Origin of the sequence: Brevibacterium sp. GP-SGM9 (genome assembly GCF_047300845.1) — a bacterium.
Lineage (GTDB): Bacteria > Actinomycetota > Actinomycetes > Actinomycetales > Brevibacteriaceae > Brevibacterium.
Genome location: NZ_CP178563.1, coordinates 3,260,333 through 3,285,614 on the forward strand (window position 1 = coordinate 3,260,333; position 25,282 = coordinate 3,285,614).

20 protein-coding genes and 1 tRNA gene are annotated in these 25,282 nt (G+C 66.0%); 17 read left to right on the plus strand and 4 right to left on the minus strand.

Translation table 11 applies throughout. The features are described from left to right. The first annotated feature begins 161 nt into the window (after positions 1-161). The 5 genes from dctP (at position 162) to ACH82I_RS14635 (ending at position 5,061) form a co-directional block, all read left to right on the plus strand. On the plus strand, positions 162-1,199 hold the full coding sequence (gene dctP / locus ACH82I_RS14615; protein WP_413333624.1) for a TRAP transporter substrate-binding protein DctP: 1,038 nt from the start codon (positions 162-164) through the stop codon (positions 1,197-1,199). Next, positions 1,196-1,789, plus strand: coding sequence for a TRAP transporter small permease (locus ACH82I_RS14620; protein ID WP_230744586.1), 594 nt, complete (start codon positions 1,196-1,198; stop codon positions 1,787-1,789). The genes dctP and ACH82I_RS14620 overlap by 4 nt, the downstream gene beginning before the upstream one ends. After that, positions 1,786-3,066 (plus strand): TRAP transporter large permease, encoded by a 1,281-nt coding sequence (locus ACH82I_RS14625; RefSeq protein WP_413333626.1) that lies wholly within the window; start codon positions 1,786-1,788, stop codon positions 3,064-3,066. Before ACH82I_RS14620 ends, ACH82I_RS14625 begins: the two co-directional genes overlap by 4 nt. Before the next feature lie 11 nt (positions 3,067-3,077). Continuing rightward, a complete protein-coding gene (locus ACH82I_RS14630) occupies positions 3,078-4,271 on the plus strand; it encodes a CaiB/BaiF CoA transferase family protein (protein WP_230744588.1) in 1,194 nt (397 codons plus the stop codon). Between the two features lie 64 nt (positions 4,272-4,335). Then, entirely contained in the window at positions 4,336-5,061 is a 726-nt protein-coding gene (locus tag ACH82I_RS14635; RefSeq protein WP_413333628.1) for an IclR family transcriptional regulator, read from the plus strand. 11 nt (positions 5,062-5,072) lie between these two features. Here the strand turns inward: ACH82I_RS14635 and ACH82I_RS14640 are convergent, their stop codons facing one another. Further along, positions 5,073-6,707 (minus strand): DNA repair helicase XPB, encoded by a 1,635-nt coding sequence (locus ACH82I_RS14640; RefSeq protein ID WP_230744590.1) that lies wholly within the window; start codon positions 6,705-6,707, stop codon positions 5,073-5,075. A 115-nt stretch (positions 6,708-6,822) separates the two neighbouring features. Next, a complete protein-coding gene (locus ACH82I_RS14645) occupies positions 6,823-9,012 on the minus strand; it encodes a helicase-associated domain-containing protein (protein ID WP_413333630.1) in 2,190 nt (729 codons plus the stop codon). A 71-nt stretch (positions 9,013-9,083) separates the two neighbouring features. Between ACH82I_RS14645 and ACH82I_RS14650 the strand changes: the two genes are divergently transcribed. The 5 genes from ACH82I_RS14650 to ACH82I_RS14670 all read left to right on the plus strand — a co-directional run bounded on the left by ACH82I_RS14650 (position 9,084) and on the right by ACH82I_RS14670 (position 12,996). Next, complete coding sequence (locus ACH82I_RS14650; RefSeq protein WP_413333632.1) at positions 9,084-9,308, plus strand: hypothetical protein; 225 nt, start codon at positions 9,084-9,086, stop codon at positions 9,306-9,308. Positions 9,309-9,754: 446 nt separating this feature from the next. Continuing rightward, positions 9,755-10,135 carry a cold-shock protein gene (locus tag ACH82I_RS14655; protein ID WP_230744594.1) on the plus strand — a complete coding sequence of 127 codons (381 nt, stop codon included), beginning with the start codon at positions 9,755-9,757 and terminating at the stop codon, positions 10,133-10,135. Continuing rightward, positions 10,135-11,097, plus strand: coding sequence for a DUF3027 domain-containing protein (locus ACH82I_RS14660; RefSeq protein ID WP_413333634.1), 963 nt, complete (start codon positions 10,135-10,137; stop codon positions 11,095-11,097). The genes ACH82I_RS14655 and ACH82I_RS14660 overlap by 1 nt, the downstream gene beginning before the upstream one ends. 8 nt (positions 11,098-11,105) lie before the next feature. Further along, entirely contained in the window at positions 11,106-12,365 is a 1,260-nt protein-coding gene (locus tag ACH82I_RS14665) for an MFS transporter (RefSeq protein ID WP_413333636.1), read from the plus strand. Positions 12,366-12,498: 133 nt separating this feature from the next. Then, positions 12,499-12,996, plus strand: a complete 498-nt coding sequence (locus tag ACH82I_RS14670) for a DUF456 domain-containing protein (protein ID WP_230744597.1) — start codon at positions 12,499-12,501, stop codon at positions 12,994-12,996. A 166-nt stretch (positions 12,997-13,162) separates the two neighbouring features. Here ACH82I_RS14670 and serC read toward each other — a convergent pair whose 3' ends face one another. Next, positions 13,163-14,344, minus strand: coding sequence for a phosphoserine transaminase (gene serC / locus ACH82I_RS14675; protein ID WP_413333639.1), 1,182 nt, complete (start codon positions 14,342-14,344; stop codon positions 13,163-13,165). A 128-nt stretch (positions 14,345-14,472) separates the two neighbouring features. Between serC and pdxH the strand changes: the two genes are divergently transcribed. From pdxH to ACH82I_RS14700, 5 genes are all read left to right on the plus strand, one after another. After that, positions 14,473-15,144, plus strand: coding sequence for a pyridoxamine 5'-phosphate oxidase (pdxH, locus tag ACH82I_RS14680; protein ID WP_413333641.1), 672 nt, complete (start codon positions 14,473-14,475; stop codon positions 15,142-15,144). Positions 15,145-15,583: 439 nt separating this feature from the next. Then, entirely contained in the window at positions 15,584-16,270 is a 687-nt protein-coding gene (locus ACH82I_RS14685; RefSeq protein ID WP_230744600.1) for a metal-dependent transcriptional regulator, read from the plus strand. A 429-nt stretch (positions 16,271-16,699) separates the two neighbouring features. After that, a complete protein-coding gene (locus ACH82I_RS14690) occupies positions 16,700-17,533 on the plus strand; it encodes a C40 family peptidase (RefSeq protein WP_230744601.1) in 834 nt (277 codons plus the stop codon). 460 nt (positions 17,534-17,993) lie between these two features. After that, positions 17,994-18,494 (plus strand): HNH endonuclease, encoded by a 501-nt coding sequence (locus ACH82I_RS14695; RefSeq protein ID WP_230744602.1) that lies wholly within the window; start codon positions 17,994-17,996, stop codon positions 18,492-18,494. 155 nt (positions 18,495-18,649) lie between these two features. Beyond that, positions 18,650-19,714 carry a universal stress protein gene (locus ACH82I_RS14700; RefSeq protein WP_413333644.1) on the plus strand — a complete coding sequence of 355 codons (1,065 nt, stop codon included), beginning with the start codon at positions 18,650-18,652 and terminating at the stop codon, positions 19,712-19,714. Between the two features lie 78 nt (positions 19,715-19,792). On the opposite strand, the gene ACH82I_RS14705 is transcribed toward ACH82I_RS14700, so the two are convergent. After that, positions 19,793-19,865: transfer RNA gene (locus ACH82I_RS14705), tRNA-Arg, on the minus strand. 106 nt (positions 19,866-19,971) lie between these two features. Here ACH82I_RS14705 and ACH82I_RS14710 point away from each other — a divergent pair. Both ACH82I_RS14710 and ACH82I_RS14715 read left to right on the plus strand, forming a co-directional pair. Next, a complete protein-coding gene (locus ACH82I_RS14710; protein ID WP_413333646.1) occupies positions 19,972-24,909 on the plus strand; it encodes a DUF4011 domain-containing protein in 4,938 nt (1,645 codons plus the stop codon). Continuing rightward, positions 24,902-25,210, plus strand: a complete 309-nt coding sequence (locus ACH82I_RS14715) for a hypothetical protein (RefSeq protein WP_230744605.1) — start codon at positions 24,902-24,904, stop codon at positions 25,208-25,210. The genes ACH82I_RS14710 and ACH82I_RS14715 overlap by 8 nt, the downstream gene beginning before the upstream one ends. Positions 25,211-25,282: the final 72 nt, after the last annotated feature.

A 25,282-nucleotide genomic window follows, 5' to 3' on the forward strand; every position in this document is an offset into this window, starting at 1 on the left:
GCGCAAATTGCTCCTCATGGCCTCCGTGTCGCCTGCTCTTGCGACGATGTGAAAGCTGTTGACATGCCTTAGTCCTCGATTAGACTGTTCGTGGTTACGTACCAGCATTCGTATATACCAATGGAGGTGTAATGCCTGTACGACCTGGCCGATTGGCCAAAATGATTACAGCAGTTGCTCTCGCACTGACCCTGCTCGGACTCTCGGCCTGTTCCGCTGAGACCGAAGACGACGTCGAAAATCTGAGCCTGGCCGACAGTTATGCGCCCACACACATCTTCGCCGAATCGGGTGTGAAGGTGTTCATGGACGAACTCTCCCAGAAATCCGGCGGTGGAGTTTCCTTCGACTACTACCCGGCCGGTCAGATGGGAACACCTCGCGATCTCGTCTCACTCAACCGATCGGATGTACTCGATATCGCCCCAGCTTCTCCGGCGTACCTGGCCGACCAACTGCCGCTGTCCAGCGTCTCCGATCTGCCCGGGCTGGTCGAAGACTCCTGCACCGGTGCGCAGGCTCTGTTCGACATTATGTCGCCCGGGGGGATCCTCTATGAACAGGAGTACGAGCCTCGGGGCCTGCGACCCCTGTGGGTCTCCGTGTTGCCCAGCTACGAGATACTTACCGTCGACCGGACGATCAACTCGCCTGAGGACCTGCACGGGCTCAACATCAGAACCTCGGGCGGGGCGCTCGATGCCACGCTTGATGCTCTGGGCGCCGCAGCGGTGAGCATGCCGGCCTCCGACGCCTACGAGGCGCTCTCACGCAAGACCGTCGACGGCGTCGCCTTTCCCTCCATCAGCGTACTGCCGTACAAACTGCAGGAGGTGCTCGGCCATTCGACGACGGGGCTGAATATCGGTGCCTTCGCGATCCCCTATGTGATCAATGAGGACACCTGGGACCGTCTGAGTCCACAGATTCAGAAGAGGATCGAACGGGCCGGCAAAGATGCTCAGACGAGCCTCTGTGCTGCCGTGAACACCGATACTCCGGCGGCCATCGACACCATCAGGGGAAGCGGTGTCGAGTTCAACACCCCCGACGCCGAAGGAATGGACGCATTCGACGAAAAGCTGGCCCCTGCCCGAAAGCGCTGGGCCGAGAACATGGATTCCATTGGGAAGCCGGGCACGGAGGTTCTCCGCACGTATGAAGACAATTTGGCTCGATACGAAGGAGCATCGAAATGAGTGCACGGACCGGCGGATCTGGTTCCGCTCTCATCACCGGAATCAAGCTCGCAAGCGTGTCCTTGGCCGGAACGGCGATCGTCGTCATGGCCGCGATCATGCTTGCCGAGGCCATCATGCGCTATGTCTTCAGCGAGCCTCTGGGGTGGAACATCAGCGCAGTCGAACGGATCCTCATGCCGATCTCCGTCTTCCTCGCCCTGCCCTGGCTATACGTGACTGCAGGGCATGTGAGCGCAGAGATCGTCTACGACCGTTTCCCGTCCTCATGGCGAAAGGCTGCCCGTATCATCGGCCACCTCCTCCTTCTCACCATCGCGGCCGCGATGGCGTGGGGAGGCATGGTCACGGTCATCGACTCCTTCGTTCTCTCAGACGCGCCGCCGCCCGGCTCGAGTGAGGTCCCCATCCCAAGCTGGATCTGGCAACTGAGCCAACCAGTCGGAGCCGCTGCCCTCTTCCTGGTCGCCCTCCTCGACAGCCGCCGTGCTGTGATCGAGGACAGGGCGTTGGAGGACACCGAAGGTAATGAAGCGGCGCTCATCGCCGCCGCGACAGAAGACAGCGACGACGGCGGTGGCCAGGCATGATCGCAGTCATCATCAGCATCATTCTGCTCGTCCTCATCCTCATTCGAGTTCCGATCCCCTTCGCCATCCTCGGTGCCGCCGGCATCGGCCTCCTGTGGGTCGGTGGCCTGAGCAATCTCATCGGCATCGTCGAGGTCATTCCAATGAGCTCCATCGGAAGCAACTCGTTGGCGGCGATCCCGCTATTCATCTTCATGGCCCACCTCGTGCTCAAGAGCGGAGTCCTCGCGTCGCTGTTCACTTCGGCGAGCACGATCATCGGACGGGTCCGCGGCGGAACCGGCATAGCCGCCGTTCTGGCCGGGGCCGGGTTCGCCGCCGTCTCGGGATCTTCGACGGCTGCGGCCGCCACGCTGGCTCATACGTCGACCGAGACGATGCAAAAACAGGGATACAGCAAACAGCTCGCCAGCGGAACGGTCGCCAGCGCAGGAACCCTGGCGGCGATGATCCCGCCCTCCATCCTCCTGGTCTTCTATGCGATCACCGCCGAGACCAGTGTCGGCAAGACTCTGCTGGCCGGGGTGATTCCGGGAGTCCTCATGAGCATCGGGCTGGCGTCGACGGTGTGGGTGATGGGGCTCCGCGGACATGCTCCGGCGACCCCGGCAACACCGTGGAGGGCGAAGCTCAGGGCTGTCTCGGGTCTACTGCCGATCATCTTCCTCTTCCTGCTCGTCGTCGGCACAGTGTTCCTCGGCATCGCCACCGCCACCGAGGCGGCCGCTCTGGGCTGCCTCGGCGGGTTCCTGCTCATGCTGTGGAAGAGAACCGTTTCCTGGACAAATCTGAGAGCGGCAGTTGTGGGCACCGTCTCGAGCAGTGCGATGATCCTCTCTATCGTTTTTGCCGCACACGTCTTCGGCATCTTCCTGACGCAGACGCGGGTGACGCCGCACGTGATCGATTTCGTTGAGAGCCTGCCGGTGCCCGCGATCGTCGTTGTGATCATCTTCGCCTTCATCTATCTGGTGCTCGGATTCTTCATGGATCAGATGGCGATCATCGCGCTCACGGTCCCCGTCACCCTTCCCGTGGTCGAGGCGCTGGGCTTCGACCCGATCTGGTTCGGCATCATCGTGATCCTCCTCGCCGAGATAGGACTCATCACTCCCCCCTTGGGGCTGAACGCATTCGTCGTGTCCAGGGCCGCGAACATCCGAGTCGAGACGGTCTTCCTCGGTTCGGTGCCCTTCATCATCGCGATGCTCATCGTGACGGCCCTGGTCTTCGTGTTCCCCGATCTTTCATTGCTCCTGACAATAAGCGTGAAATGAGGTTTGAATTAGTGAGTGGAATTTCTTCGTTCCCCGCAGGTCCGGCAGCAGCCGCTCCGGCGCTGGCCGACCTCCGGGTGCTCGAGCTCGGGACAGTCATCATGGCCCCCTACGCAGGCAAGATCCTTGCGGATCTCGGGGCCGATGTGATCAAGGCCGAGCAGCCGGGCGGGGACATCGGACGCAGGATCGGACTCGGAGGGGCCGAGGGAGCCAGTGTGCTGGCGATGAACCTCAACGCGAATAAGCGCAGCATCGTCATCGATGCAGCTGCGGCAACCGACCGTCCCGTCCTCGAGGGCCTCATCACCTGGTCGGATGTCATCATCACCAATCTCCTGCCCCGTAGACGCGCCCGCTACGGACTCGATTGGGAGACGGTGCATCGAATCAATCCCCGGACCATCCTGTGCACGGCTCAAGGGTTCTCCTCCCACTCTGAGCGTGCAGACAGCCCTGCTTACGACGACATCGTCCAGGCGGGTTCCGGTCTTGCGGACACTTATCGGCTTCGGGACGGCAGCCCTGCCTACTCGCCTTATGTGGTGGCGGACAAGGTATGCGGAATGACGATGGCCCAAGCAGTTCTGGCCGCCCTTTACGCCACCGGCGTCTCCGGTGAGGGAACCTGGGTCGACGTACCCATGGTCGAGACGATGTCGGCATTCACGCTCGTCGAACACCTCGGCGGTCAGACCTATTCGCCTCCGCGCGGCGACGTCGGCTGGTCACGTGTGCTGGCCTCCGAACACCGGCCCCACCCGGCCCTCGACGGTCACATCTGTGTGATGCCCTATACGGACAGGAATTGGGCGGACTTCTGTGAGCTTATCGGCCGACCCGACTATCTGGATCATCCTGATCTGCACAGCAACCAGGTCAGGACGCGCAACCCTCGGATGTACGAGTCGGTGCTCGCCGAATATGCCGCTTCCAGAACCTGCGCGCAAATCGAGGGAGAGTGCCGGAGATACTCGATTCCGGTGCAGAGGGTGGTGCGCATCGACGAGATCCCGGCCGACCCCTACCTCGGAGCCTCTCCAATCCTCACCCGTGAGCGGCATGACACTGAGGGGGAGTATCTACATGTGGGATCGCCGCTGACCTTCAGCGATCATCCCAGACCCGACGTCCGCGCGACCTCCCGGCTCGATGCCGATCGTGCCGAGATACTTGACCTCATCGGCCTTGCCCCCGAGACATGAGGAGAGCAGGAAGGCTCCGGCCGGGCAATTGGCAAGTTGGGCCCTCCCTGGTAGAAGTAAGGGCATGACCTCGACACATCGAACCGTGACTCGGATCGTGAGGATCCTCGAAATGGTCGCCCGTTCGGGTGAGGACGCCGTTGGTCTGGCCGCGCTCGCCCGTGAGCTCGATGCACCCAAATCCAGTGTGCACGGCTTCGTACGTGGCCTGTGCGCCGAGGGCTACCTCCTCGAAGGTGAGGACGGCTATGTTTTGGGGCCAGGAGTCGCCCATGTGCTGGGTCCGGCCGAGAACTCGGTCGTCCTCCTCATCGAGGATGTGCTGGCAGAGATATCTGCACGGACCGGCGAGACCGTGACGGTGGCGGTGAGGGTCGGAGATTCGGTCGTCTACGTGTACAGCCTTCCGGCGGACTACGAGGTCTGCTATGTCCCCAGACTCAAGGTGAGGCGACCACTGCTGCCGACCTCATCGGGCAAGCTGTTCTTCGCCCTGTCTCCCAAGTCCGGTGACAGTGAGCTGTTCGAGACCTATGACGCGCACACACGAAACAGACTCGAGACGGAACTGCCGCAGATCCGGCACACCGGAATTGCGCACAACAGGGGCGAGACCGTCTCCGACGTGGCGGCCGTCGCGGTGGGCGTCTTCATCGACTCCGCGCTCTCGGCAGCGATAACTATTGCTGGACCCACCACTCGGACAGAGGAGCACCTCGACCACTACGGGTCGGTTGCCCGCGGTCTTCTCGATAGGGCCGGCTTCGGACTGGCTACCCCGACTGCCTGAGGAAGCTCCGCTCAGCGCACCTCGATGTCGTAGCCGTAGCCCTGCTCGGTGAGGAAGCGGCGGCGCTGGGCGGCGAAGTGCTCGTCGACGGTGTCGGCGGCGACGACCGTGTAGAAGGTCGCCGAGCCCGAATCCTCCTTCGGCCGCAGGATCCGGCCCAGGCGCTGAGCCTCCTCCTGCCGCGACCCGAAGGCTCCGGAGACCTGGATCGCCACCGAGGCGGCCGGCAGGTCCACGGAGAAGTTCGCCACCTTCGAGACCACGAGCACGGGGATCGTCCCCGCGCGGAAGTCCCGGAAGAGCTCCTGCCGCCGCGACTCCGGGGTCTGCCCGGTGAGCACCGGGGCATCCAGTTCGGCGCCGATCTCCTCGAGCTGATCGAGGTACTGGCCGATGACGAGGATCTGGGCATCCGGATGATCGGCGACGAGCTCACGCACGATCGGCAGCTTCGCATCCGAGGTCGCCGCCAGCCGATACCGGTCCTCACCGTCGGCACGGGCATAGGCGGTCCGGGTGCCCCCGTCGAGACGGACACGGACCTCATGACAGGCGGCAGTGGCGATGTAGCCCAGCCGTTCGAGCTCCTTCCACGGCACCTCGTACTGCTTGGGTCCGATGAGGGAGAACACCTCGTCCTCCCGTCCGTCCTCGCGCACCAGGGTCGCCGTCAGTCCCAGCCGCCGCCTGGCCTGCAGGCTCGCGGTCAGCCGGAAGATCGGCGCGGGCAGCAGATGCACCTCGTCGTAGATGACCAGGCCCCAGTCCTTCGCGTCGAGCAGCTCGAGGTGGAGGTAGGAGCCCTTCCGACGGGTCGTGAGCACCTGATAGGTGGCGATCGTGACCGGACGGATCTCCTTCGTCGACCCCGAATACTCGCCGATCTCGTCCTCGGTCAGCGAGGTCCGGGCGAGGATCTCGTCCTTCCACTGCCGCGCCGAGACGGAGTTCGTGACGAGGATGAGCGTCGTCGTCTGCACCCGCGACATCGTGGCCACCCCGACGATCGTCTTGCCGGCCCCGCAGGGCAGCACCACGACCCCGGACTCACCGGACAGGGACTGGTCGATCGCTTCCTTCTGATAGTCGCGCAGATGCCACTGACCGCCGTGGGCGTCATCGGACAGGGCGATCTCATGGGCCTCCCCGTCGACATAGCCGGCATGGTCGGAGACCGGATGACCCAGCTGCAGCAGGGCATGCTTGAGTTCACCGCGTTCGGAAGGATGGACGAGCACGGATTCCTCGTCGAGGCGGCGACCGAACTTGCCGACGAGGTCCGGCTGGCCGGTCAGCTCGTCGAGCAGATGCGGCTCCGTCGAGGTCAGCGTCAGCCCGTGGATGGGGTGGTCGATGAGCGTGAGCACCCCGAAGCGGTCCATGATGTCGACGATGTCGACGAGCAGTTCGTGGGGCACCGGGTACTTCGCGAATTCGAGGAGGACGTCGACGACGGATTCGGCATCATGGCCGCTGGCGCGCGCGTTCCACAGGCCCAGCGGGGTGATCGTATAGGTGTGGATGTATTCGGGGGTCCGCGCCAGCTGTGCGAACGGGGCGATCGCCACGGCCGCCTCGACGGCCTGCTCGTGCCCCGATTCGAGCAGCACAGTCCGGTCGGACTGCACGATCAGCGGACCATTCATGGAAACTCCAGTTCTCCTTGCATCGGCGAGAGGTGCACGCCGGGAGATGTCGTCGACCGTTCGACCGACAGCGACACTCGCCGAGGCGGCACCGAGGGGCACAACGCCCGTACCCTCACGTTTGTTCCGGAGAGACCTCGACGCTGACGATGCGGGCGATCGCCAGGGACGCCTCGGCGCCGGTGCTCGTCACCGTGCCCCGCACGCGCCCGCCGTTGACGGTGGCCGGGCGCATCTCGATGACGCGTTCGTTGCCGTGGGAATCGGCCAGCCGGATCGTCACCGTCCGTTTCGCCTCGGCGGCCTCGCGCAGTCGATCCATGTGCCCCAGCGGCTCCGCGGTGCTCGCCTCGGGCTGGGCGCGGGCACCGGGGGAGCGGAGGATCCGGATGTACTCGCCGAGGCGGTCGTCCGTGACGCGGGCCCGCTTGCGCAGGTGGACCTCCGGTTCGGACTGGGTGATCACCCGGCGTCGGCGCGCGGGGGCGGCGGGCGAATGGAGGAGCGCGTGATGTTCGGCGGATTCGAGCAGGTGCATGGTCCGCTCCGGTCCGAGCTGCCCGATCGCCAACGTCGGGGCGAGGCGTTCGAGGCCGGCCGGCAGCATCGCCTGATCGGAGAGGATGACGTCGAGGTCGACCGGGTCGTCGACGATGAGGACCGACCGGGCTCCGGCGACCTGGACCCGACGCAGCTTCGACGCGGTGTTGCGCACGAGGAACTCGAGCGTCGAGGGCAGCTCCTCGGCGCTGATCCCCGCGAGCTCGGCCAGCGCGTCGTCGGGGCTCAGTCCCGACTGCATGCTGTCCTCGATGGTCTCGGCGTCGATGCGGTAGACGGTGCCCTGCCCGCGGGCTTCGACGACGGCGAAGCGGCGCAGGATGTGGTGGACGCGAGGGTCGATGGGCCCGGTCGCCACAGCCGTGAGGTCGGATTGGATGAGCACCGATTCGACCTCGGTGCCCAATCCCTCCCGCACGCTCAGGACGAGTTCGCCGGGCACCTCGAGGCCGTCGACTCCGAGTCCGAGCGGGGCGATCGAGGGATCCTCGGCGGCCTGGACGGCCATGGCGGCGGCGAGCCCCTGGGCCAGGCGGAGGCCGAAGCCGCTGGGCCCGAAATGGGCGGGCTTCTGCAGCGGCGTCGTCGCCAGCCCGAGGCTGACGCAGGTGTGCAGCACCGTTTCGGTGACGGCGAAGCCGTGGGCGGGGATGAGGGGGCGCCGCGCGAGCACCTGCGCATGCACCCACTCGGCGGAACGGGCCGAACCGAGCCCGATGTCGGCGAGGATGGCGAGCACGGTCGAGCGCAGCAGCGGCATCGCCGGCACCGACTGCGCGAAGCCCTTGAACAGGGATTTCTTCGGGGTCGCGAGCACGGTGAGGCGTTCGTTCTCACTGGCTCCGGCGGCCAGCTGCGTGACGTCGAGGGACTCACGCAGCCAGGAGGTCACGAGGGCCGCCCAGAGTTCGGCACGGTCCCCGGCCAGCACGTCCGCGGCATCGTCGGTGGCCGTCCACTGCGGGTCGAGGGCGTCCTCGAGGACGCCGATGAGGCGCAGCGACTTCGCGGCCAGCAGCAGAGTGATGGTCTGCTCGAGTCCGAGGTCGAGGGTGCGGGCGAGTCGAGACACATCGCGTTTGGAGATGCCGCCGCTGGTCAGCCGGGAGATGGGGGTGGCGGCGAGTTCGTCGACGAGGCCGCGCAGCGAGGAGATCACCTCGGCGACGCCCGCCTGTTCGCTGTTGCGGATGAGCGGCTGCGGGATGGACTCCACGGTGGAATCCGGTGCGGAGCCGTTCTCGTAGTGCCGCCATGGTTGGGCGCGGGCGGAATCTGCCGCTGAGGTGGGCAGCAGCGTGATCGCCTCGGACTGGATCCGCCAGGTCCCAGGGGGCACCGTCCCGGGGGACTCTGAGGACTCGGCAGCGGGAGACCCGGAGACTGTCCCGGATGACCCTGCCTCGGATGACCCTGCCACGGAAGACCCTGCCGGCCATGCCAGGCCGAGGTCGCGCAGTCGGGGCAGGGCCGCCTCGGCGAGTGTGGGGTCGATATGAGGATTCTCACCTACGGCGATGTCCGGCGAGGTGCGGGCGGCCTTCGCCAGGGCGATGCCCACCTCGAGTTCCGCGGCGCTGAGGGCCTCGATGCCGCGGGAGACGCCGATGCGCGAGGACGCGGCCGCGGCCAGGGCAGGGATCGTCGGCGACTCGGGTTGGAGGAGGTCGCGACGGGTCCGGACGAAGGACTCGAAGTCGGCATCGGAACTGTGGGCCAGCCACTGGCTGAAGGTCATGGACATCGTCGTTCAGTTTACCGCGCGGGGTACACTGGAGGGGCAGAACAGGTACTCAGATCTCGGAAGGACGAGCATTGTCAGCCAAGCGAGTCGACACGGTCATCGTCATCGTGGCAGTCGTGGCCGCCGTCATCGGAGCGGCCGGTCTCATCGGTGTCCTCGGACAGGCCTGGATGGGCCTGACCCCCTCGCACATTCTGACGTATCTGCCGATGATCCTCCTGCCGATCGCCGTCGCCATGCTGGCGGTGGCCCTGGTCAGAGCCGCATTGCGGCGCAGACAGACCGAGGTGAGCTGAACACTCACCGACTACGCCGAGGTTGCCCTTCGCGCCGGTCGCCTTGCCCCCGTCAGCGGGGCGGGGTTCGCGAGGGCGACATTCCGGCAGCGGAACCCCGGGTGGGGACACCGCACGACTGACATCGCCGAGACGGCGGACGCAGCTCGGGCCCTCGCGGCACACTGCCGGTCGGACCGGACACGGCCGAAGGGAACGGACACGGCAGGTCGGACCGGACGCCGTCGAAGGTTCGGAACCGGCCGGTTCGGACCCTGACTCGGCAGCGGAGCTCATGCACCGGATTCTCTGCACACGGAACCGGGTTCGGAACAACCACGCCACGGAGCCGACGCACCACACAGACTTCACCACGCACCGTCACCGCGACGGTGTGAGACGAGAGAGTCGGGGGCACCCCAGCCGCCGACCACCAGACACTGAGCATCACATAGGGAAAGGACGCTATGCCTACCGGACGCGTGAAATGGTTCGACACCGACAAAGGCTTCGGCTTCGTCGTCGCCGAGGACGGCTCCCAGGCCTTCCTCCACTCCTCGGTCCTGCCCGAGGGCGTCGAGGTCACGAAGGGCACCCGCCTCGAATACGACGTCGTCGACTCCCGGCGCGGCGCACAGGTGCTCAAGGCCCGCCCGCTGAGCGCCCCGACCAAGGTCGCGAAGGTCCGCCAGCGCCCGGCCGAGGACATGGCAGTTATGGTGGAAGATGTCATCAAGGTATTGGATGACCTCAACAACGGACTGCAGCACGGTCGCTACCCGGATCCCTCGCACGGGAACAAGGTGGCATCCCTGCTGCGGGCGATCGCCGACGATTTGGAGTCCTGATGTCATCGCTGTTCAATGAGTGGCTGGCCAGGCAGACTGCCCAGCCTAATTCCGCCGACCCCGCGGGAACGACTGCGACGGCCGCGAGCGACGCTGAGACAGCTGCGAGCGACGCTGCGGCGGCTCCAGCCGACACGTCCGGAACCGACGCGGCGACCGCCTCGGCGAAGCCCGCGAAATCCGGCCGGACCGCGAAGTCGGGCACCGAGAAGATCGTTCTCGACACCCAGCTGGCGGCGGCGATCGACATCGCCCGCTCCGCCATCACCGAGGTGGCCGGAACCTCCGTGGTCGGCGAGCACCTCGGCTCCGTGGCCGAAGCCACCCGCCTGGTCACCCACTACTTCGTGTGCACCGACCCGACCTACCGCGGCTGGCGCTGGGTCGCCGTCCTCGCCCGGGCGCCCCGGTCGAAGAAGGTCACGGTCTGCGAGACCGCCCTGCTGCCCGGCCCCGATGCGCTCGTGGCCCCCGAATGGGTGCCCTGGGATCAGCGGCTCGAACCCGGGGACCTCACCCCACGCGACACCCTGCCCAAGCTCGATCGGGATCCGAACTTGCAGCCGGGCTTCCAGCAGACCGAGGACAATGCGGCCGACAATATCGACCAGATCGCGAACTTCGAGTTCGGGATCGGCCGTGAACGAGTGCTCTCGGCCGACGGAATCTCGGCCGCGGCCAGCCGCTGGGCCGACTCAGACGCCGGGCCCGAGGGCGAGTTCGCCTCGCGTGCCTCCGCCCACTGCGGGTCCTGCGGCTACCTGATGCCGATCGCCGGCTCCCTCCGGACGAAGTTCGGGGTCTGCGCGAGCGAATGGTCGCCCTTCGACGGCCGCGTCGTCGGTCTCGACTCCGGTTGTGGAGCCCATTCCGAGACCGACGCGAAGAAGCCCAGCCACGAACCGGCTGATGCCGTGGTCGACGACTACGCCGCCGGCGAACTCGAGTACCAGGAGGGCTGAGACACTCGATGGCCCACACGTTCCGGTCGCTGGCAGAACCGAACTACCGACATTGGTTCGCCGGTGCCCTGATCTCGAACACCGGAACGTGGATGCAGAGGACGGCCCAGGACTGGATCGTCCTCACCTACCTGACGAACAACAACGCCTCGGCCCTGGGCATCACCATGGCCCTGCAGATGGGCCCGCAGCTCATCATGTTCCCGTTCGCGGGAGCGATCGCCGACCGATTCTCCAAACGCAGACTGCTCATGGTCACCCAGTCCCTGCTGGGGGCCGTGGGTCTGCTGCTGTTCGTCCTCGTCATCACCGACGCCATCGAGCTGTGGCACGTCTACCTGACCGCACTCGCCCTCGGCCTCCTGGCCACCCTCGACAATCCTTCGCGGCAGGCCTTCGTCTCCGAACTCGTCGGTGAGAAACTGCTGCCGAACGCGGTCAGCCTCAACTCCGCCTCCTTCAACGGCGCGCGGATGATCGGGCCCGCCGTCGCCGGCGTGCTCACCGCAGTCATCGGCGCCGGGCCGGTGTTCCTCATCAGCGGACTGGGCTTCGCAGCGACCCTGACCGTGCTCATCCGTCTTGACCAGAGCCGACTCCATCCCTCGGGACGGCGCGGGCACGGCGGCATACTCGGCGGCTTCAAGTACCTGCGCAGACGCCCCGATGTCACTGTCGTGCTCGTCGTCCTCTTCATCGTGGCCACCTTCGGATTCAACTTCAACATCTACACCGCCACAATGGCCAGGATTGAATTCGGTAAGGACGCCAGCGGCTTCGGTCTGCTCAACTCCGTCATGGCCATCGGCTCGGTGACCGGAGCGCTGGCCTCGGCGAAGCGAGAGAAGCCGCGGCTGCGGTTCATCTTCGGCGCGGCAGGCGGCTTCGGTCTGGCCGTAGGTGCGGCATCCCTGATCCCCAACTACTACGTCTTCGCGGCCTCGCTCATGCTCGTCGGCTTCGCCTCGCTGACGATGATGACTTCCGCCAATGCCTATGTGCAGACCACGACTCCCGCGCACTACCGCGGACGGGTGATGGCGATCTACGCCGCCGTCGTCATGGGCGGAACTCCGATCGGCGCACCTTTGGCCGGATGGGTCTCCGACCTGTTCGGTCCGCGGATGGCGATGGTCGTCGGTTCGGCCTCGGGCATCATCGCCTTCGCCGTCGGACTGGTGTGGATGATCGTGGCCAAGAACCTGCGCCTGCACTACGACCCGAGATCGCGCATCCGCCTGCACGTGAGCTTCCACGGGCACCCGTGAGCCTCGTCTTCAGGGCGGCCCCAGGTGCGTCCCTTAGGATCGGAATCACGCTCCCAGGACAACCCGGCAGGTTCGAGAACCTCCGGATTCCTCGGGACAGTCAGGACCACCTCGGCGAACGGATCGGACACCCGTGAACATCGACAGCCTCACCTCGGTGCTGGTCGGCTTGGCGATTCTCGTCGGCTGCCTCGGCATCATCGTGCCCGTGCTGCCCGGATCGATCCTCATCGGCATCGCGGTCCTCGTGTGGGCGATCGTCATCGGCGGACCGTTGGCCTGGATCATCTTCGCGATCGTTGCCGTCCTCGTCGCCGGCGGCATGAGCGCCTCGCTCGTGCTCACCGGGCGCAAGCTCAAGGACATGGAGGTGCCGAACCGGTCGGTGCTCCTCGGCGGGGTGCTCGGCGTGATCGGCTTCTTCGTCATCCCCGTGCTCGGACTGCCGATCGGGTTCGTGCTCGGGCTCTACCTCGCCGAGTACCTACGCCTGCAGGAGGCGAAGACGGCCTGGAACTCGAGCTGGTCGTCGATCAAGGCCATCGGCCTGGGTGCCGCGATCGAATTCATCCTCGCGCTGCTGGCGACGATCACCTACGGCATCGGCGTGCTCATCCACTTCTTCGCCTGATTTCCCGGGCCGGGGAGGCCGGACGAGTGCTGCTGCGCCGGCCGAATGCAATACGTCCTACATAAACTGACACACCGCACCGTAGAGTGGACTGGTCCCGGAACGGTAGGATGTGGCAGTTTATGTAGGACGTACCTGACGCAGGCGCAGTCGGCCGCGAACGCGCTCAGGCCAGGGCGTCGATGACGTAGTCGAGGCAGCTCAGCAGCGCCTTGACGTCGGCCGGGTCGACCGAGACGAAGGTGGCGATGCGCAGCTGGTTGCGTCCGAGCTTGCGGTACGGCTCCACGTCGACGATGCCGTTGGCTCGCAGCACCGAGGCGATTGCGGCGGCATCGACCGAATCGTCGAAGTCGATGGTGGCGACGACGGAGGAGCGGTCGGCCGGGTCTTCCACGTAGGGGTGGGCCACCTCGGCGGCCTGGGCCCAGTCGTAGACGAAGCCCGAGGTCTCCTTGGTCCTGGCGGTTGCCCATTCGAGCCCGCCGTTGCCGTTGATCCATTCGATCTGTTCGGCCAGGAGCAGCAGCGTGGACACGGCCGGGGTGTTGTAGGTCTGGTCCTTCCGCGAGTTCTCGATCGCGGTGACGAGGTCGAGAGATGCCGGGATCCAGCGTCCGGAGGCCTTGATCTCCTCGGCGCGGGCGATGGCTCGCGGCGACATGATCGCCACCCACAGTCCGCCGTCGGAGCCCATGTTCTTCTGCGGGGCGAAGTAGTAGACGTCGGTCTCGGTGATCGACACGGGCAGGCCGCCGGCGCCGGAAGTGGCGTCGATGACGACGAGGTCGTCGGAGTCGATGCCCTCCGGTCGGGCGATGGTCGTGGCCACGCCGGTCGAGGTCTCATTGTGCGGCCAGGCCCAGACATCGGGGGCGACGCCAGCAGCGGCACCATCGGCGGAGGCGGCATCGAGCCCGGCGGCGGCCAGTGTCGCGGGGGAGGGGATCGCCGAGGTGCCGGGATCGGCGGTGAGGATCAGCGAGCTCTCGAGGTGCGGGGCGGTGTCGGTCGCCTTGGCGAACTTCTGGCCGAACTCGCCGAAGGTCGCATGCGCGGCCCGGTGACGTACGAGCCCGAAGGCCGCGACGTCCCAGAAGGCGGTGGAGCCGCCGTTGCCGAGGACCACCTCGTAGCCGGCCGGCAGGTCGAACAGCTCGGCCAGGCCGGTGCGGATGCGGCCGACGAGGTTCTTCACCGGTGCCTGGCGGTGGCTCGTGCCGAGCACGGTCGCGGCGGCGGAGTTGAGGGCCTCGATCTGGGCAGGGCGGATGCGGGCCGGGCCGGACCCGAAGCGTCCGTCGGCGGGCAGGATCTCGTCTGGGATCGTTGTCTTCGTCGCAGTCACGCTCGACATTCTACGACGCGTCGATCCGCCGTGAGACACAGTCTCGTCATTGGAGGACTTCGCGACGATGGCCCGTGTCACCCCCGTGTCAGCCCCGCGGCATAGAATGAGCGGCATAGAGTGAAGGTATGAGTGAGCCAATCGATCGCCTGCCCCAGACCCGGAAGTCCTATCAGGCGCTCACCTTCGAGCGTCCCGAATCCTCGCCGCTGGCCCTGTTCCGCCAGTGGTACGACGACGCGGCCGAGCGCGTGAGCGAACCCAACGCGATGACCGTGTCGACCCTCGACGAATGGGGCCCGTCCTCCCGCATCGTCCTGCTCAAAGGCATCGACGAACGCGGACTGATGTTCTTCACCGACTACGATTCCGCGAAGGGCCGGCAGCTGAGCGCCGATCCTCGGGTGGCCGTGAACTTCCCCTGGCAGGACATGGAACGTCAGATCCGGATCAGGGGACTCGCCGAGGTGGCCGCCCCGGATGAATCGGACGCCTACTTCGCGGTCCGCCCCCGCGGCTCTCAGATCGCGGCGAGCGTGTCCAAGCAGTCCCAGCCGGTGACCGACCGGGATCGGATGCAGGCCGAATACGATGCCGCCGTGGGCGAGCTCGAAGGCAGAGACGTGCCCAGGCCCGAGCATTGGGGCGGCTTCCGCGTCCGCGTCTTCGAGATCGAGTTCTGGCAGGGGCAGCGCAACCGCTTCCACGACCGGTGGGTGTTCCGCCGCGCCGACGGCAGCCACGACCCGGCGGATCTCGATGACGCCTCGGCGTGGACGACGACCCGCCTCTACCCCTGAGATGTGCGGCTGCCACTGAGCGGTGCGGCTGCTCCTGAGCCGTGCGGCTACTCCAGAGAAGCGCGGCTGCCCCACTTCTCCGCCGAAATATTCGGCCCACCTCGAGCGTTACGCCGAAGCCGGGATGGTCATGGTCAATGCGCGGACTGCGGGAGTCGATTGCCAGGGGCCGTTCGGGGACGGAACAGGCCGAGTTGCGGACTGCGGGAACAGGCCGGGGCGGATTGCGAATTCTGCACCGTGCGCGCGGCGGCATACGCCGGTGCCGGTCGAACTCACGCGTTCCGCTGAACGCGCGATAGGATTGAGCTGGATCGCAACGGCCGCGAGGACTCGCAAGGGTTCGGCGGCCGGAGCAGGGTCGCATGGCCCGAAGTGGTGACAACGCCTGAAACGGTCGAGATGACCTGAAGACGAAGAGTGGAGTGGCTGGTCTTAAGTGAACGACCTCATTGATACAACCGAAATGTACCTCAAGTCGATCATCGAGCTCGAGGAACAGTCGATCGTGCCTCTGCGCGCGCGAATTGCTGAACGATTGGATCACTCCGGTCCCACCGTTTCACAGACCGTGGCACGCATGGAGCGGGACGGACTGCTCCATGTCAGCAATGATCGACATCTCGAGCTCACGCCCGAGGGGCGTCGCATCGCCACCGAAGTCATGCGCAAGCACCGTCTGGCCGAACGTCTGCTCTCCGATGTGATCGGACTCGAATGGGAGCTCGTCCACGACGAGGCCTGCCGGTGGGAGCACGTGATGAGCGAGCAGGTCGAGCGCAAGCTCGTCACCCTGCTGCCCGAGACCTCGTCCGGTCCCTATGGCAACCCGATCCCGGGTCTCGGTGTCATCGGCGGCGAAGAAGCGAAGACCACCGAGGTGGTCGACCTCGCCACAGCCGTCGGTCGAGACGGAGCGAAGCAGCTGACCATCGCATGGCTGGCCGAACCCCTGCAGGTCGACATCCACCTGCTGCAGCAGTTCCAGGTCGCCGGTGTCCTTCCCGATACCGACGTCGAGATCTCCCGCAACGGGGAATACATCACCGTTCAGGTCCCCGGCGCTCAGGACGTCCTCGACCTGCCGCTGGACACCGCCTCGCATGTGTTCGCCTACCGGAAGTGACCGGACAGCGGACTCCCACACGGTGAGTCTGCGCTCAGCCCGGCGAATTCTCGGTCCCGCCTGATCGAGGAAGTGCCAGGCAGCGGTCACGGTCCACCATGACCGACCGCATCGATTTGTTACAAAACAGTGTTCAACGTGACCCAGGGCGCGGCCAGCCGCCCCCTGGGTCACGTCGTATAACGAAAAATGTTACGGAGATTTGAATCTCTATTGGACCTCTGACCTGCACGTTTATGGAAAACCTCAGGGATGTCCTCCAGGGGTTGTGACAGAAACGTGACAATTGGTCACCGATTGGTTACAGTTGTGGAGGTCGTTCACGACGGGGACGACTTTGCAACGAGAGCCGAACGCCACGCTCGCTGTGAGAAACCAAGGACCGATAGTGGCGGTTGGGCAAGTACCAATAGGTGACGAGAGGAAAACGTGGCAACTAAGCAGCATGGCCGCCGCGCCGCAGAGGCGAAGGTCAAGACACCGCTGACAGAACTGACTGAACTCCTGAACGCCAACTCCGGTGTCTTCGGACGCCGCGCAGCGGTTGTCGCCGCCAGCGGTGGCCTGCTTACAGCGGCAGTCCTCCCGGCCGCAGGACAGGGTGCCGACGACAGTGTCGCCGTCTCCGCCGAAGCCGAGGCTTCGCCCCAGGCCGAATTCCAGAACCAGACTGCCACCGTCTCCGCCGACAAGGACTCGAAGGACAAGAAGTCCGAGAAGAAGGCTGACTCCTTCGGCATCGAGACCCAGACCGTCACCGCCAAGGCCGCTCCCAAACCCGAGCCGAAGCCGACTCCCTCCGAGACCGCCACCGCGGATTCCGACGAGTCCGCCAACAGCGGCGCATCGACCTCCGGCAACAGCGGAGACAAGAGCGAGAGCAAGGACTCCGGCTCCTCCGACGATGCCGGTTCGATCGACGGCTCCAAGGCCGAGCAGGTGCTCGCCTGGGCCGCCAAGGGCGTCGGAACCCCCTACGTCTCCGGTGGAACCAGCCAGAGCGGCTGGGACTGCTCCGGCTACACCTCCTGGGTCTACGGCAAGGTCGGCGTCAACCTCCCCCGCACCTCCGGTGCTCAGAAGGGTGCAGGCAAGGTCGTCTCCGCTTCGGAGGCCAAGCCCGGCGACATCATCTGGCACCCCGGCCACGTCGGCATCTACGCCGGTGGCGGACAGATGTACGATGCAGGTTCGCCGAGCTCGGGAACCTCTAAGCGCAGCTACAGCTGGATGGGCAACGTCACCTTCATCCGCGTTCTCTGATCAGCTCTTCTCAGAAACTCCCCGTTCGACTCGACGGTCCTCGAGTCGAACGGGGAGTTTCTGCATCCCCGGACGCTTCCAACACGTCCCCGCGCCCCTTCCGGACGCCTCCCGCATGTCGCCCGAACGCGTCACGCACCCCGGCCGGACGCCTCACCCACGCGCGGAAGGTGAACGAGAATGAAAGATTCCGTGACGCCGGGGGTATGAATTCGATCACAGGGGCCCTCCGGCGTTATTCTTGAGAAGATTGAGTTCCACTACCGATGGGAAAGCAGATGGGGCAGAGTCGAATATTTCGAATAGCCGCTCCAGTCACTGGTGCGGAGCACATACTTGTCTCCATGCCCTCTTTCAAGGCGTCGTGCGCGAGCACGGCGCCTTTTGTGTTCCCCGGAGCCGCAGCGAACGATGTCGTGCCGAACGGGCGCGGCCATGATACGAAGATGAGGGGCGAGATATGAAGACTCTCGTGCTGAATGCCGGATACGAGCCACTGTCGATTGTTCCGTTCACCAGAGCAGTCGTCCTGGTACTCACGGGCAAGGCGACGGTGCTGGCCGCAGAGGACATTCCGGTGAGATCCGAGCATGTGAGTCTCGATCAGCCCTCCGTCATCCTGCTCACCCGCTACGTCCGCCCACCCCACGACCGCAGGGTCTCGCTCTCGCGTCGCGGCGTGCTGCGCCGGGACAATCACCGCTGTGCATACTGCGCGAAGGCCGCGTCCACGGTCGACCACGTCGTCCCGCGCTCCCGCGGCGGCGTCAACAGCTGGGAGAACCTCGTCGCCTGCTGCCGGGAGTGCAACAACCGCAAAGGCGACCGGACCTTGGCCGAGATCGGGTGGAAGCTCAACGTGCGCCCTCAGGAGCCGCGCCTCGGCCAGTTCTGGATGCGCGGAATCGAGAAGCCGGTGGAGCAGTGGCGCCCGTTCCTGGAGCTCTCCCGGGCTGCCTGAAGCCGACCTCGACGCCGACGTCATCCCAGATGGGGGAGGGAATCGTCCAGAGTGTGGTCCGATTCGGATAACGATGTGACATAGGCAAAGTTCTCGTCCCGATTGTGTTTTAGGGTGGACTAAAGAGCACTTCGCTTCGACACAAGGAGCTCAGGATGAATGAGCAGGATCGCCCTCTGAACACTGACGCCTCACCTGCGGGAGAGCCCGAAGCGGTGGTCGTCGGCATCGACGGGTCGCCACCGAGCCGGAATGCGCTGGCCTGGGCGATCCAGGAAGCTCGCTCACTGAACAAGCCGATCAGGCTCGTCGGCGCGTACACGATTCCCAGCGTGGCTGCCGCGGCGATCGATGTCTCCTATGTGCCGATCGACGACACCTCGATCCGGGCCGCGGTGACGAACACCCTCAAGGAAGCCGCGGCGGAGGTCAGGGCCGCGGGCGTTCCCGTCGAGGCCGTCATCGAGATCGGTGATGCCGCCGGCGTGCTCATCGACGAGTCGAAGTCCGGGCTGCTCAACGTCGTCGGGTCCCGCGGCCGAGGCGGATTCGCCGGTCGACTGCTCGGCACGGTCTCGAGCGCACTGCCGGCTCACTCGGCGTGCCCGACCGTCGTCGTCCCCGCCTCGTGGGAGGCCGATGCGGAGAAGACCGCCCACCCGACCTCCTCCCGGCCGATCCGTCAGGACGGCGTCGAGATCGAGGAACCGGACCCTGACACCGAGGCGATCGAAGGCATCCGCTTCGACGGCAAGGTCGTCGTCGGCGTCGATTCCCTCGGTGCCGAGTCGCCGGCGCTGTGGAAGGCCGCGCGCCTGGCCGTACGCCGAGGTTCGCCGCTGCACATCGTTGCGGTCATCACCACCACGGTCATCGGCCCCGAATGGCTGCCGAGCACCGCCGACCTCGAACGCCTGGTCAACGAGGGCGCGGACAAGCTCGTCGTGGCCAAGCAGAGGCTCAAAGACGAATTCCCGAACCTCGATGTCACCTGGACCCTCTTCGACGGCCAGCCCGCCGAGGTGCTGGTTCGGGCATCTGATACTGCCGATGTGCTCGTCATCGGCTCGCGCGGACGCGGCGGATTCGCCGGGCTTCTGCTCGGGTCGACCTCGCAGTCGGTGTTGCCGTATTCGCAGTGTCCGACCATGGTCGTGCGAGTGGCGAGGGATCACGGCAGGCGACGTCAAGACGGGGAGATCCCTGAACCGGGGCTGTGATTGCACCGCTCCGGATCGAGGCCGCAGTCGGTGCGCTCAGCCCGAAGAAGTGGTTGTCAGTTGGGTGAAGTGTTCCGGCGCCCCCGGGCAGATTCGAACTGCCGACACCCGCTTTAGGAGAGCGGTGCTCTATCCCCTGAGCTACGGGGGCCGTGTGGCGTCATCAACCACGACAACCCAGTGTAGCGCAGAAGAAACCTCGATGTTTCACGGTGTGCCAGCACCTATTATGCGAACTTTGTCGTTAGGGTCGAATTGTGCCGGATTCCGTTGTTGACGATCAGTTCCCCGAGCTCGGCGATGTCTTCGCCGAGTGGAAACAGCAGGCTGCCCACCTGGGCGGCCGCGACACCATGCTGCATTTCCGGGACTCTCGCGATGGCAGCATCGACCTCTCGGGAGCGCACCCGTCCGGACTTGCGCAGCTGCTGGCCGGTCGGGCCACACGCCTGTCGAGTCTGATCCGCGACCACGACATCCTCGCCGACGCCCGCCGAAGGGCCAAGTCGATCCGTTCGAAGGCCGAGCAGCTCGACAATGAACGGGGCATCCGCACCGCTCATCTGGCGATCGGCTTCGCCTCGTGGACGGAGAAGGACTCCAAGTACAAGTTCAACGCACCCGTGGTCATGCGCCACATCACGCTCGTGCCGCGTGGTTCACGGGTCGAGGACTTCGAGATCGTGCTGGGCAACGAGATCACGATCAACCCGGCTCTCGTCCACCACCTCGCCGAGGCGTACGACCTCGAAGTGCCCGTCGGCGAATGGATCGACGCCACCGGCGGACCGCATGGCTTCGATCCCGGCCCGGCGCTCGACCGCCTCCGCGATCTCGCGCAGTCGGTGCCCGGTCTGCGTATCAATCATCGTTTCATCGTCTCGACCTTCGCCAACATCGCGAACCCCTTCACCGCCGACTACCTGCCGAGCCAGCATCCGATCCTGCGCGCACTCGCTGGTGACGAGAAGGTGCGCGCACACCTCGGCGGACCCTCCTACGTGCCCAAGCCGAAGTCGCAGGCGAAGACCGAGGCGAAGACCGAATCCGGTTCGACGACGGAACCAGGCCCGGAATCCGGTTCCCAGTCGGTCGAAGCGCAGGCGCCGGAGTCTTCGTCACCGGGGACAGGGAACGATCGGTCAAACGCTGTCGACGCGAGCTCCGAAGCTCCTGCCGACACTGATGCCGTTGCCGGGACGGAGGCCGCGAAGAATACGGACTCGTCTCCGGCAGCCGAGACCTCGGGCGGCTCGCAGACAATCGCTGAGGCCGAGGCACCCGCCGACGCATCGTCATCCTCGGACGCTGAGGGCCAGGCAGGCACGGACCGCAAACTCACCGATGCCGAGAAGGCCTTCGGAACCGTCGCCCCGGCACCTGCCGATCCGGCCGTCAAGGCTCCGTCCGAGGCGGCAGGTTCAGATGAAGCCGCCGCGGCGAGGGGATCCGCAGGTGGGTCATCGAATGAGCCTGCGAGCGAGCCGACGGAGGAGCCGGAGCTCGACGAACCGACCGTGCCGATCACCGACGGCCCTCTGCCCGAGCAGGAGGCAACCCCGAAGGACGCCGGCGCGAAGGCGACAGCAGAGCAGGGGACTGCCGAGCCCGCAGACGAAAAGGCAGAGCCGGCGGATGAGACCGTCGAGGGCGCTGCGCCCTCGGCCAGCGAGCAGACTGCCGGCGAGCAGGCCGATGGCGGACAGACGGCCGGCGGCCAGACCAATGAGGTACAGAACGCCGGTGAGCAGGGCGCGGACGAGGTCGTTCCCGCGGCCCTGCAGGAACCGGTCACACCGCTGCCGGACCGCAAACCGCAGGAGGAATTCCTCGTCATCGACGTCGACGGGGATCAGCAGGCCGTGGTCGATGCCGCGGTCTCCGGTCGCTCCGTCGTCGTCGACACCCCACCCGGCACCGGCGCCACCCAGGTCGCCGTCGCCGTCGCCACCACCTTGGCCCACACCGGCAAGAGCGTGCTCTTCCTCGCCCAGACCTCCGATGCTCTCGAGGACTTCTCGACTCGCCTCGGCGAGGTCGGGCTCGGGGACTTCGCTGTGGACACACGCGCCGGCTCCGATGAGATCCGTAAGCAGCTCATCGGCCTGATCGGCTCCGCCGAGAAGTCCGAACGCCCGGATCTCTCACGTCTGCTCAGCGAACTCAACGAGCAGCGGGCTACGCTGGCCGATCACGTCTCGTCCCTGCACCGCCGCCGCGAACCCTGGGACGTCTCCGTCTACGAGACCATGCAGCACCTGGCCGAGCTGACCTCGGGCGATGACTCCCCGCAGACACCGGTCCGCTTCGACGACGACATCCTCGGCGCCAGCGACGACCGACGGGCAGCCCTGCGCGGCAAACTCGGTGAGCTCGCGAGCCTCGGTGCCTTCACCCTCGATGTCGAAGACACCGTGTGGTTCGGCGCCGACCTCAAATCCGTCGATGAGGCCGAAGCGGCACGGACCGTGGCCGAACGACTCGGCCGTACGATCCCGGACCTAGCCACCGCAGTCGAACCCGTCCTGTCCAAGGCGAAGCTTAACCCGCGCCGCAACCTCGACGACTGGTCACGGGCGATCAAGGTGCTGCTGCGCGTGCGCACCACGCTCGACAGCTTCGCCCCCGACATCTACGACCACCGCCTCGACGATCTCATCGCCGCCACCGGCACCGCGGACTACCGCAATGAGATCGGCGTCGAGATGGGCATGCTGCAGCGCAAGCGGCTGAAGAAGTCCGCGAACGAATTCCTCCGCCCCGGCGCCGAGGTGGCCGACCTCCACTCCGCGCTCGTCGACGTTCGGGCGCAGAGGGTGATCCTCGGCGACCTCGCCGGTCACGACGGCCGTCCGCAGATCCCGCGCGGAGTCCTTGAGGCCGATGAGATCCTCCAGTCCGTCGAAGCCGACGTCGCGAAGCTCTCCCCGATCCTCGAGACCACCCCCGACGGCGGTGACCTCGGCTCGATGCTCATCGAGGAGCTCCAGGCCCGCACCGAGGCGATGGGCAGAGACACGGAGAACCTCGCCGATCTGCCCGAACGCTCCCGGTTGCAGCGCGAGCTCGACGCCGAGGGACTCTCCGACCTGATGTCCGACCTGCGTCGGCGCAAGGTCGCAGATGGACTCGTGGGCCCCGAATTCGACCTCGCCTACTGGGCCTCGGTGCTGCAGACCATGGCTGGCGAAGACCCCCAGATCGGCCGCCACGACAGCGCCTCCCTGCATAAGATCGCCGAAGGCTTCCGGGAGAACGACCGCGCCTTCGTCGCCGCCGGCGCCTCCCGACTGCGCTACAACCACGCCCAGGCATGGCAGCGCGGAATCGAAGCCGATCCGATCGCCGCCGGGGTCATCAAGTCGCAGCTGCTGACGAGCCACACCTCGGTGAAGACGATGTCGACGAAGGCTCCGGAGCTGCTGACGAGTCTGGCCCCGATCTGGATGGCCAGCCCGTACTCGGTGCCCGAGCTCTTCGCCGCACTGCCGCTCTTCGACGCCGTCGTCATCGCCGATGCGGGCCGCCTCTCGGTCGCCGATGTCGTCCCCGGCATCACCCGGGCCCGCCAGGTCATCTCACTCGGCGATTCGCGACTGCTCGGCCCGCGCCCCTTCTCGATCGCGGTCGACCGGTGGGGGATGGACGATGGGAACCACCCGAGCTCCGTGCAGGACCACCTCGGCGAGTTCCTGCCCCGGATGAGCCTGTCGAACTCCTACCGACTCTCCCCGGTGGGACTGATCGATCTCGCGAACCGTCATTTCTACGATTCGACGATCACGACCCTGCCGACCGCGCATACGGGCGAGGGCAGCGGACTCGAATTCTCCTATGTCGCCGAGGGCCGCGGCCCCACCGACATCGGCACCGGTCGGGTCGAGAGCCCCGACGCCGAGGTCAAACGCGTCGTCGAACTCGTGCTCAAGCACGCGCGCAACCGGTCACGGGAGTCTCTGGCCGTCGTCGCGCTCACCCCGCATCATGCGCAGCGGGTCGCCACGGCTATCTCCCGCGCGATGAAGGATCTGCCCTACGTCGCGGCCTTCTTCAGCGATTCGAGCAAGGAACCCTTCGTGGTTACCGATGCCGAGCGCGTGCAGGGGATGTCGCGGGACGCCGTGATCTTCACGCTCGGTTTCGGCCGGACCGTGCACGGACGCGTCATCCACGACTTCGGTCCGCTGTCGGGCCAGGACGGGGAGCGGATACTCGCCGCTACCATGACGCGGGCCCGCAAGCGCCTGACCGTGGTCTCGAGCATCGAGTCCGAGGACTTCGACGAGCACAAACTCAGCGGGGGAGCGGCGCTGCTGCCGCGCCTGCTCGGCGAGATCGCCACCGGCGGGGTCAGCCAGCCCGGCCCGCACGGGGAGATCTACGATCCGCTGATGGCCGATATCGCCGACCGTCTGCTTCAGCTCGGCGTCGTCGCACACGAGCATTACAACGGCATCAACCTGGCCGTGGCGAACTCCGCGGAGGACGAACACGGCATGATCATCGCCGTCGCCGGGGACGGTCCCGAGTACGCGTCGATCCGCAGCCTGCGCCAGCGTGACCGGGTGGTGCCCGAACAGCTGACCCGACGCGGTTGGAAGTTCATGCGCGTGTGGTCGACCGATGCCTTCGTCGACCCGCAGACCGAGACCGAGAAAATCTTCGAGACCTGGCGTTCGACGGTGGAGAAGATGAGCCCGCAGGCCATCCTCAACGCGGCCCGCGCGGCCTCGGTAGTCGTCGGCCGCACCGGCAGCCGCCCCAAGCTGGTCCCGGGCCTGCCGATGCACAAGTACTCCGACGAAGGCCTCGATGCGATGATCGACTGGATCCAGTCCGACGCCGTCGTCCGCGGCGACGGGGAGATCAAGGATCTGCTCCGCACCGCCCTGGCCCAGAAGGGCAGCTCAAGTCGCGGAGACTCGCAGCTCCAGGCCGCCGTCGAACGATATCGTCACCGGCACGCCCAGGCGAAGAGGGTCACCGGCGCCGAGGTGCTCGTACCCAAGTCCGGCACCCGCGGTCCCGTGGAGGGAGAGGTTCTCCCCTCCTTCGATACGGGTAAGATCCGCGCCGATGAGCTGCGTCAGGCCGGTCTGATCGAGACCGCGAGCAACGAGCAGGTCCCGGACTCCGAGGATGCCGCAGATTCCGTGGGGGATGCCGAAGGTAACACCGACTCGCGCAATGAGTGACGGGTCCGCTGGAGACGGTTCCCCCGGGAGGGAACCGGCCGAAGAGGAACCGCTCGGGCAGGAACCGGTCGAACAGAAGTCGATCGAGAAGGAACTAGTCGAGAAGGCGCCAGATGAAGTTGCGCCGGATGAAAAGGCGGAGCCGGCCTCGGGCGAAGGCTCCGAGGATTCGGTGAGCCGGCAGGCCCGACTCGAGGCCGCGAAGCGACGCTATCGGGCAACTCTGCGCAATGAAGCCGAGACCGAGGGTGGTGGGTTCAGCGAGGACTACTATCGTTCGCAGAAGCCGCCGCACTGGTGAACGGTCGTTTCCTGATCGGCTGAGCAGCAACGTGAAGAGGGCCCGTCTCCCAGGGGAGACGAGCCCTCTTCA

What these genes read in the sequence shown, in the direction of transcription:
- dctP (WP_413333624.1), top strand. Translation starts at nt 162, where the DNA reads ATGATTACAGCAGTTGCTCTCGCACTGACCCTGCTCGGACTCTCGGCC.
- ACH82I_RS14620 (WP_230744586.1), top strand. Translation starts at nt 1,196, where the DNA reads ATGAGTGCACGGACCGGCGGATCTGGTTCCGCTCTCATCACCGGAATC.
- ACH82I_RS14625 (WP_413333626.1), top strand. Translation starts at nt 1,786, where the DNA reads ATGATCGCAGTCATCATCAGCATCATTCTGCTCGTCCTCATCCTCATT.
- ACH82I_RS14635 (WP_413333628.1), top strand. Translation starts at nt 4,336, where the DNA reads ATGACCTCGACACATCGAACCGTGACTCGGATCGTGAGGATCCTCGAA.
- ACH82I_RS14640 (WP_230744590.1), bottom strand. Translation starts at nt 6,707, where the DNA reads ATGAATGGTCCGCTGATCGTGCAGTCCGACCGGACTGTGCTGCTCGAA.
- ACH82I_RS14645 (WP_413333630.1), bottom strand. Translation starts at nt 9,012, where the DNA reads ATGTCCATGACCTTCAGCCAGTGGCTGGCCCACAGTTCCGATGCCGAC.
- ACH82I_RS14655 (WP_230744594.1), top strand. Translation starts at nt 9,755, where the DNA reads ATGCCTACCGGACGCGTGAAATGGTTCGACACCGACAAAGGCTTCGGC.
- ACH82I_RS14660 (WP_413333634.1), top strand. Translation starts at nt 10,135, where the DNA reads ATGTCATCGCTGTTCAATGAGTGGCTGGCCAGGCAGACTGCCCAGCCT.
- ACH82I_RS14665 (WP_413333636.1), top strand. Translation starts at nt 11,106, where the DNA reads ATGGCCCACACGTTCCGGTCGCTGGCAGAACCGAACTACCGACATTGG.
- pdxH (WP_413333641.1), top strand. Translation starts at nt 14,473, where the DNA reads ATGAGTGAGCCAATCGATCGCCTGCCCCAGACCCGGAAGTCCTATCAG.
- ACH82I_RS14695 (WP_230744602.1), top strand. Translation starts at nt 17,994, where the DNA reads ATGAAGACTCTCGTGCTGAATGCCGGATACGAGCCACTGTCGATTGTT.
- ACH82I_RS14700 (WP_413333644.1), top strand. Translation starts at nt 18,650, where the DNA reads ATGAATGAGCAGGATCGCCCTCTGAACACTGACGCCTCACCTGCGGGA.
- ACH82I_RS14715 (WP_230744605.1), top strand. Translation starts at nt 24,902, where the DNA reads ATGAGTGACGGGTCCGCTGGAGACGGTTCCCCCGGGAGGGAACCGGCC.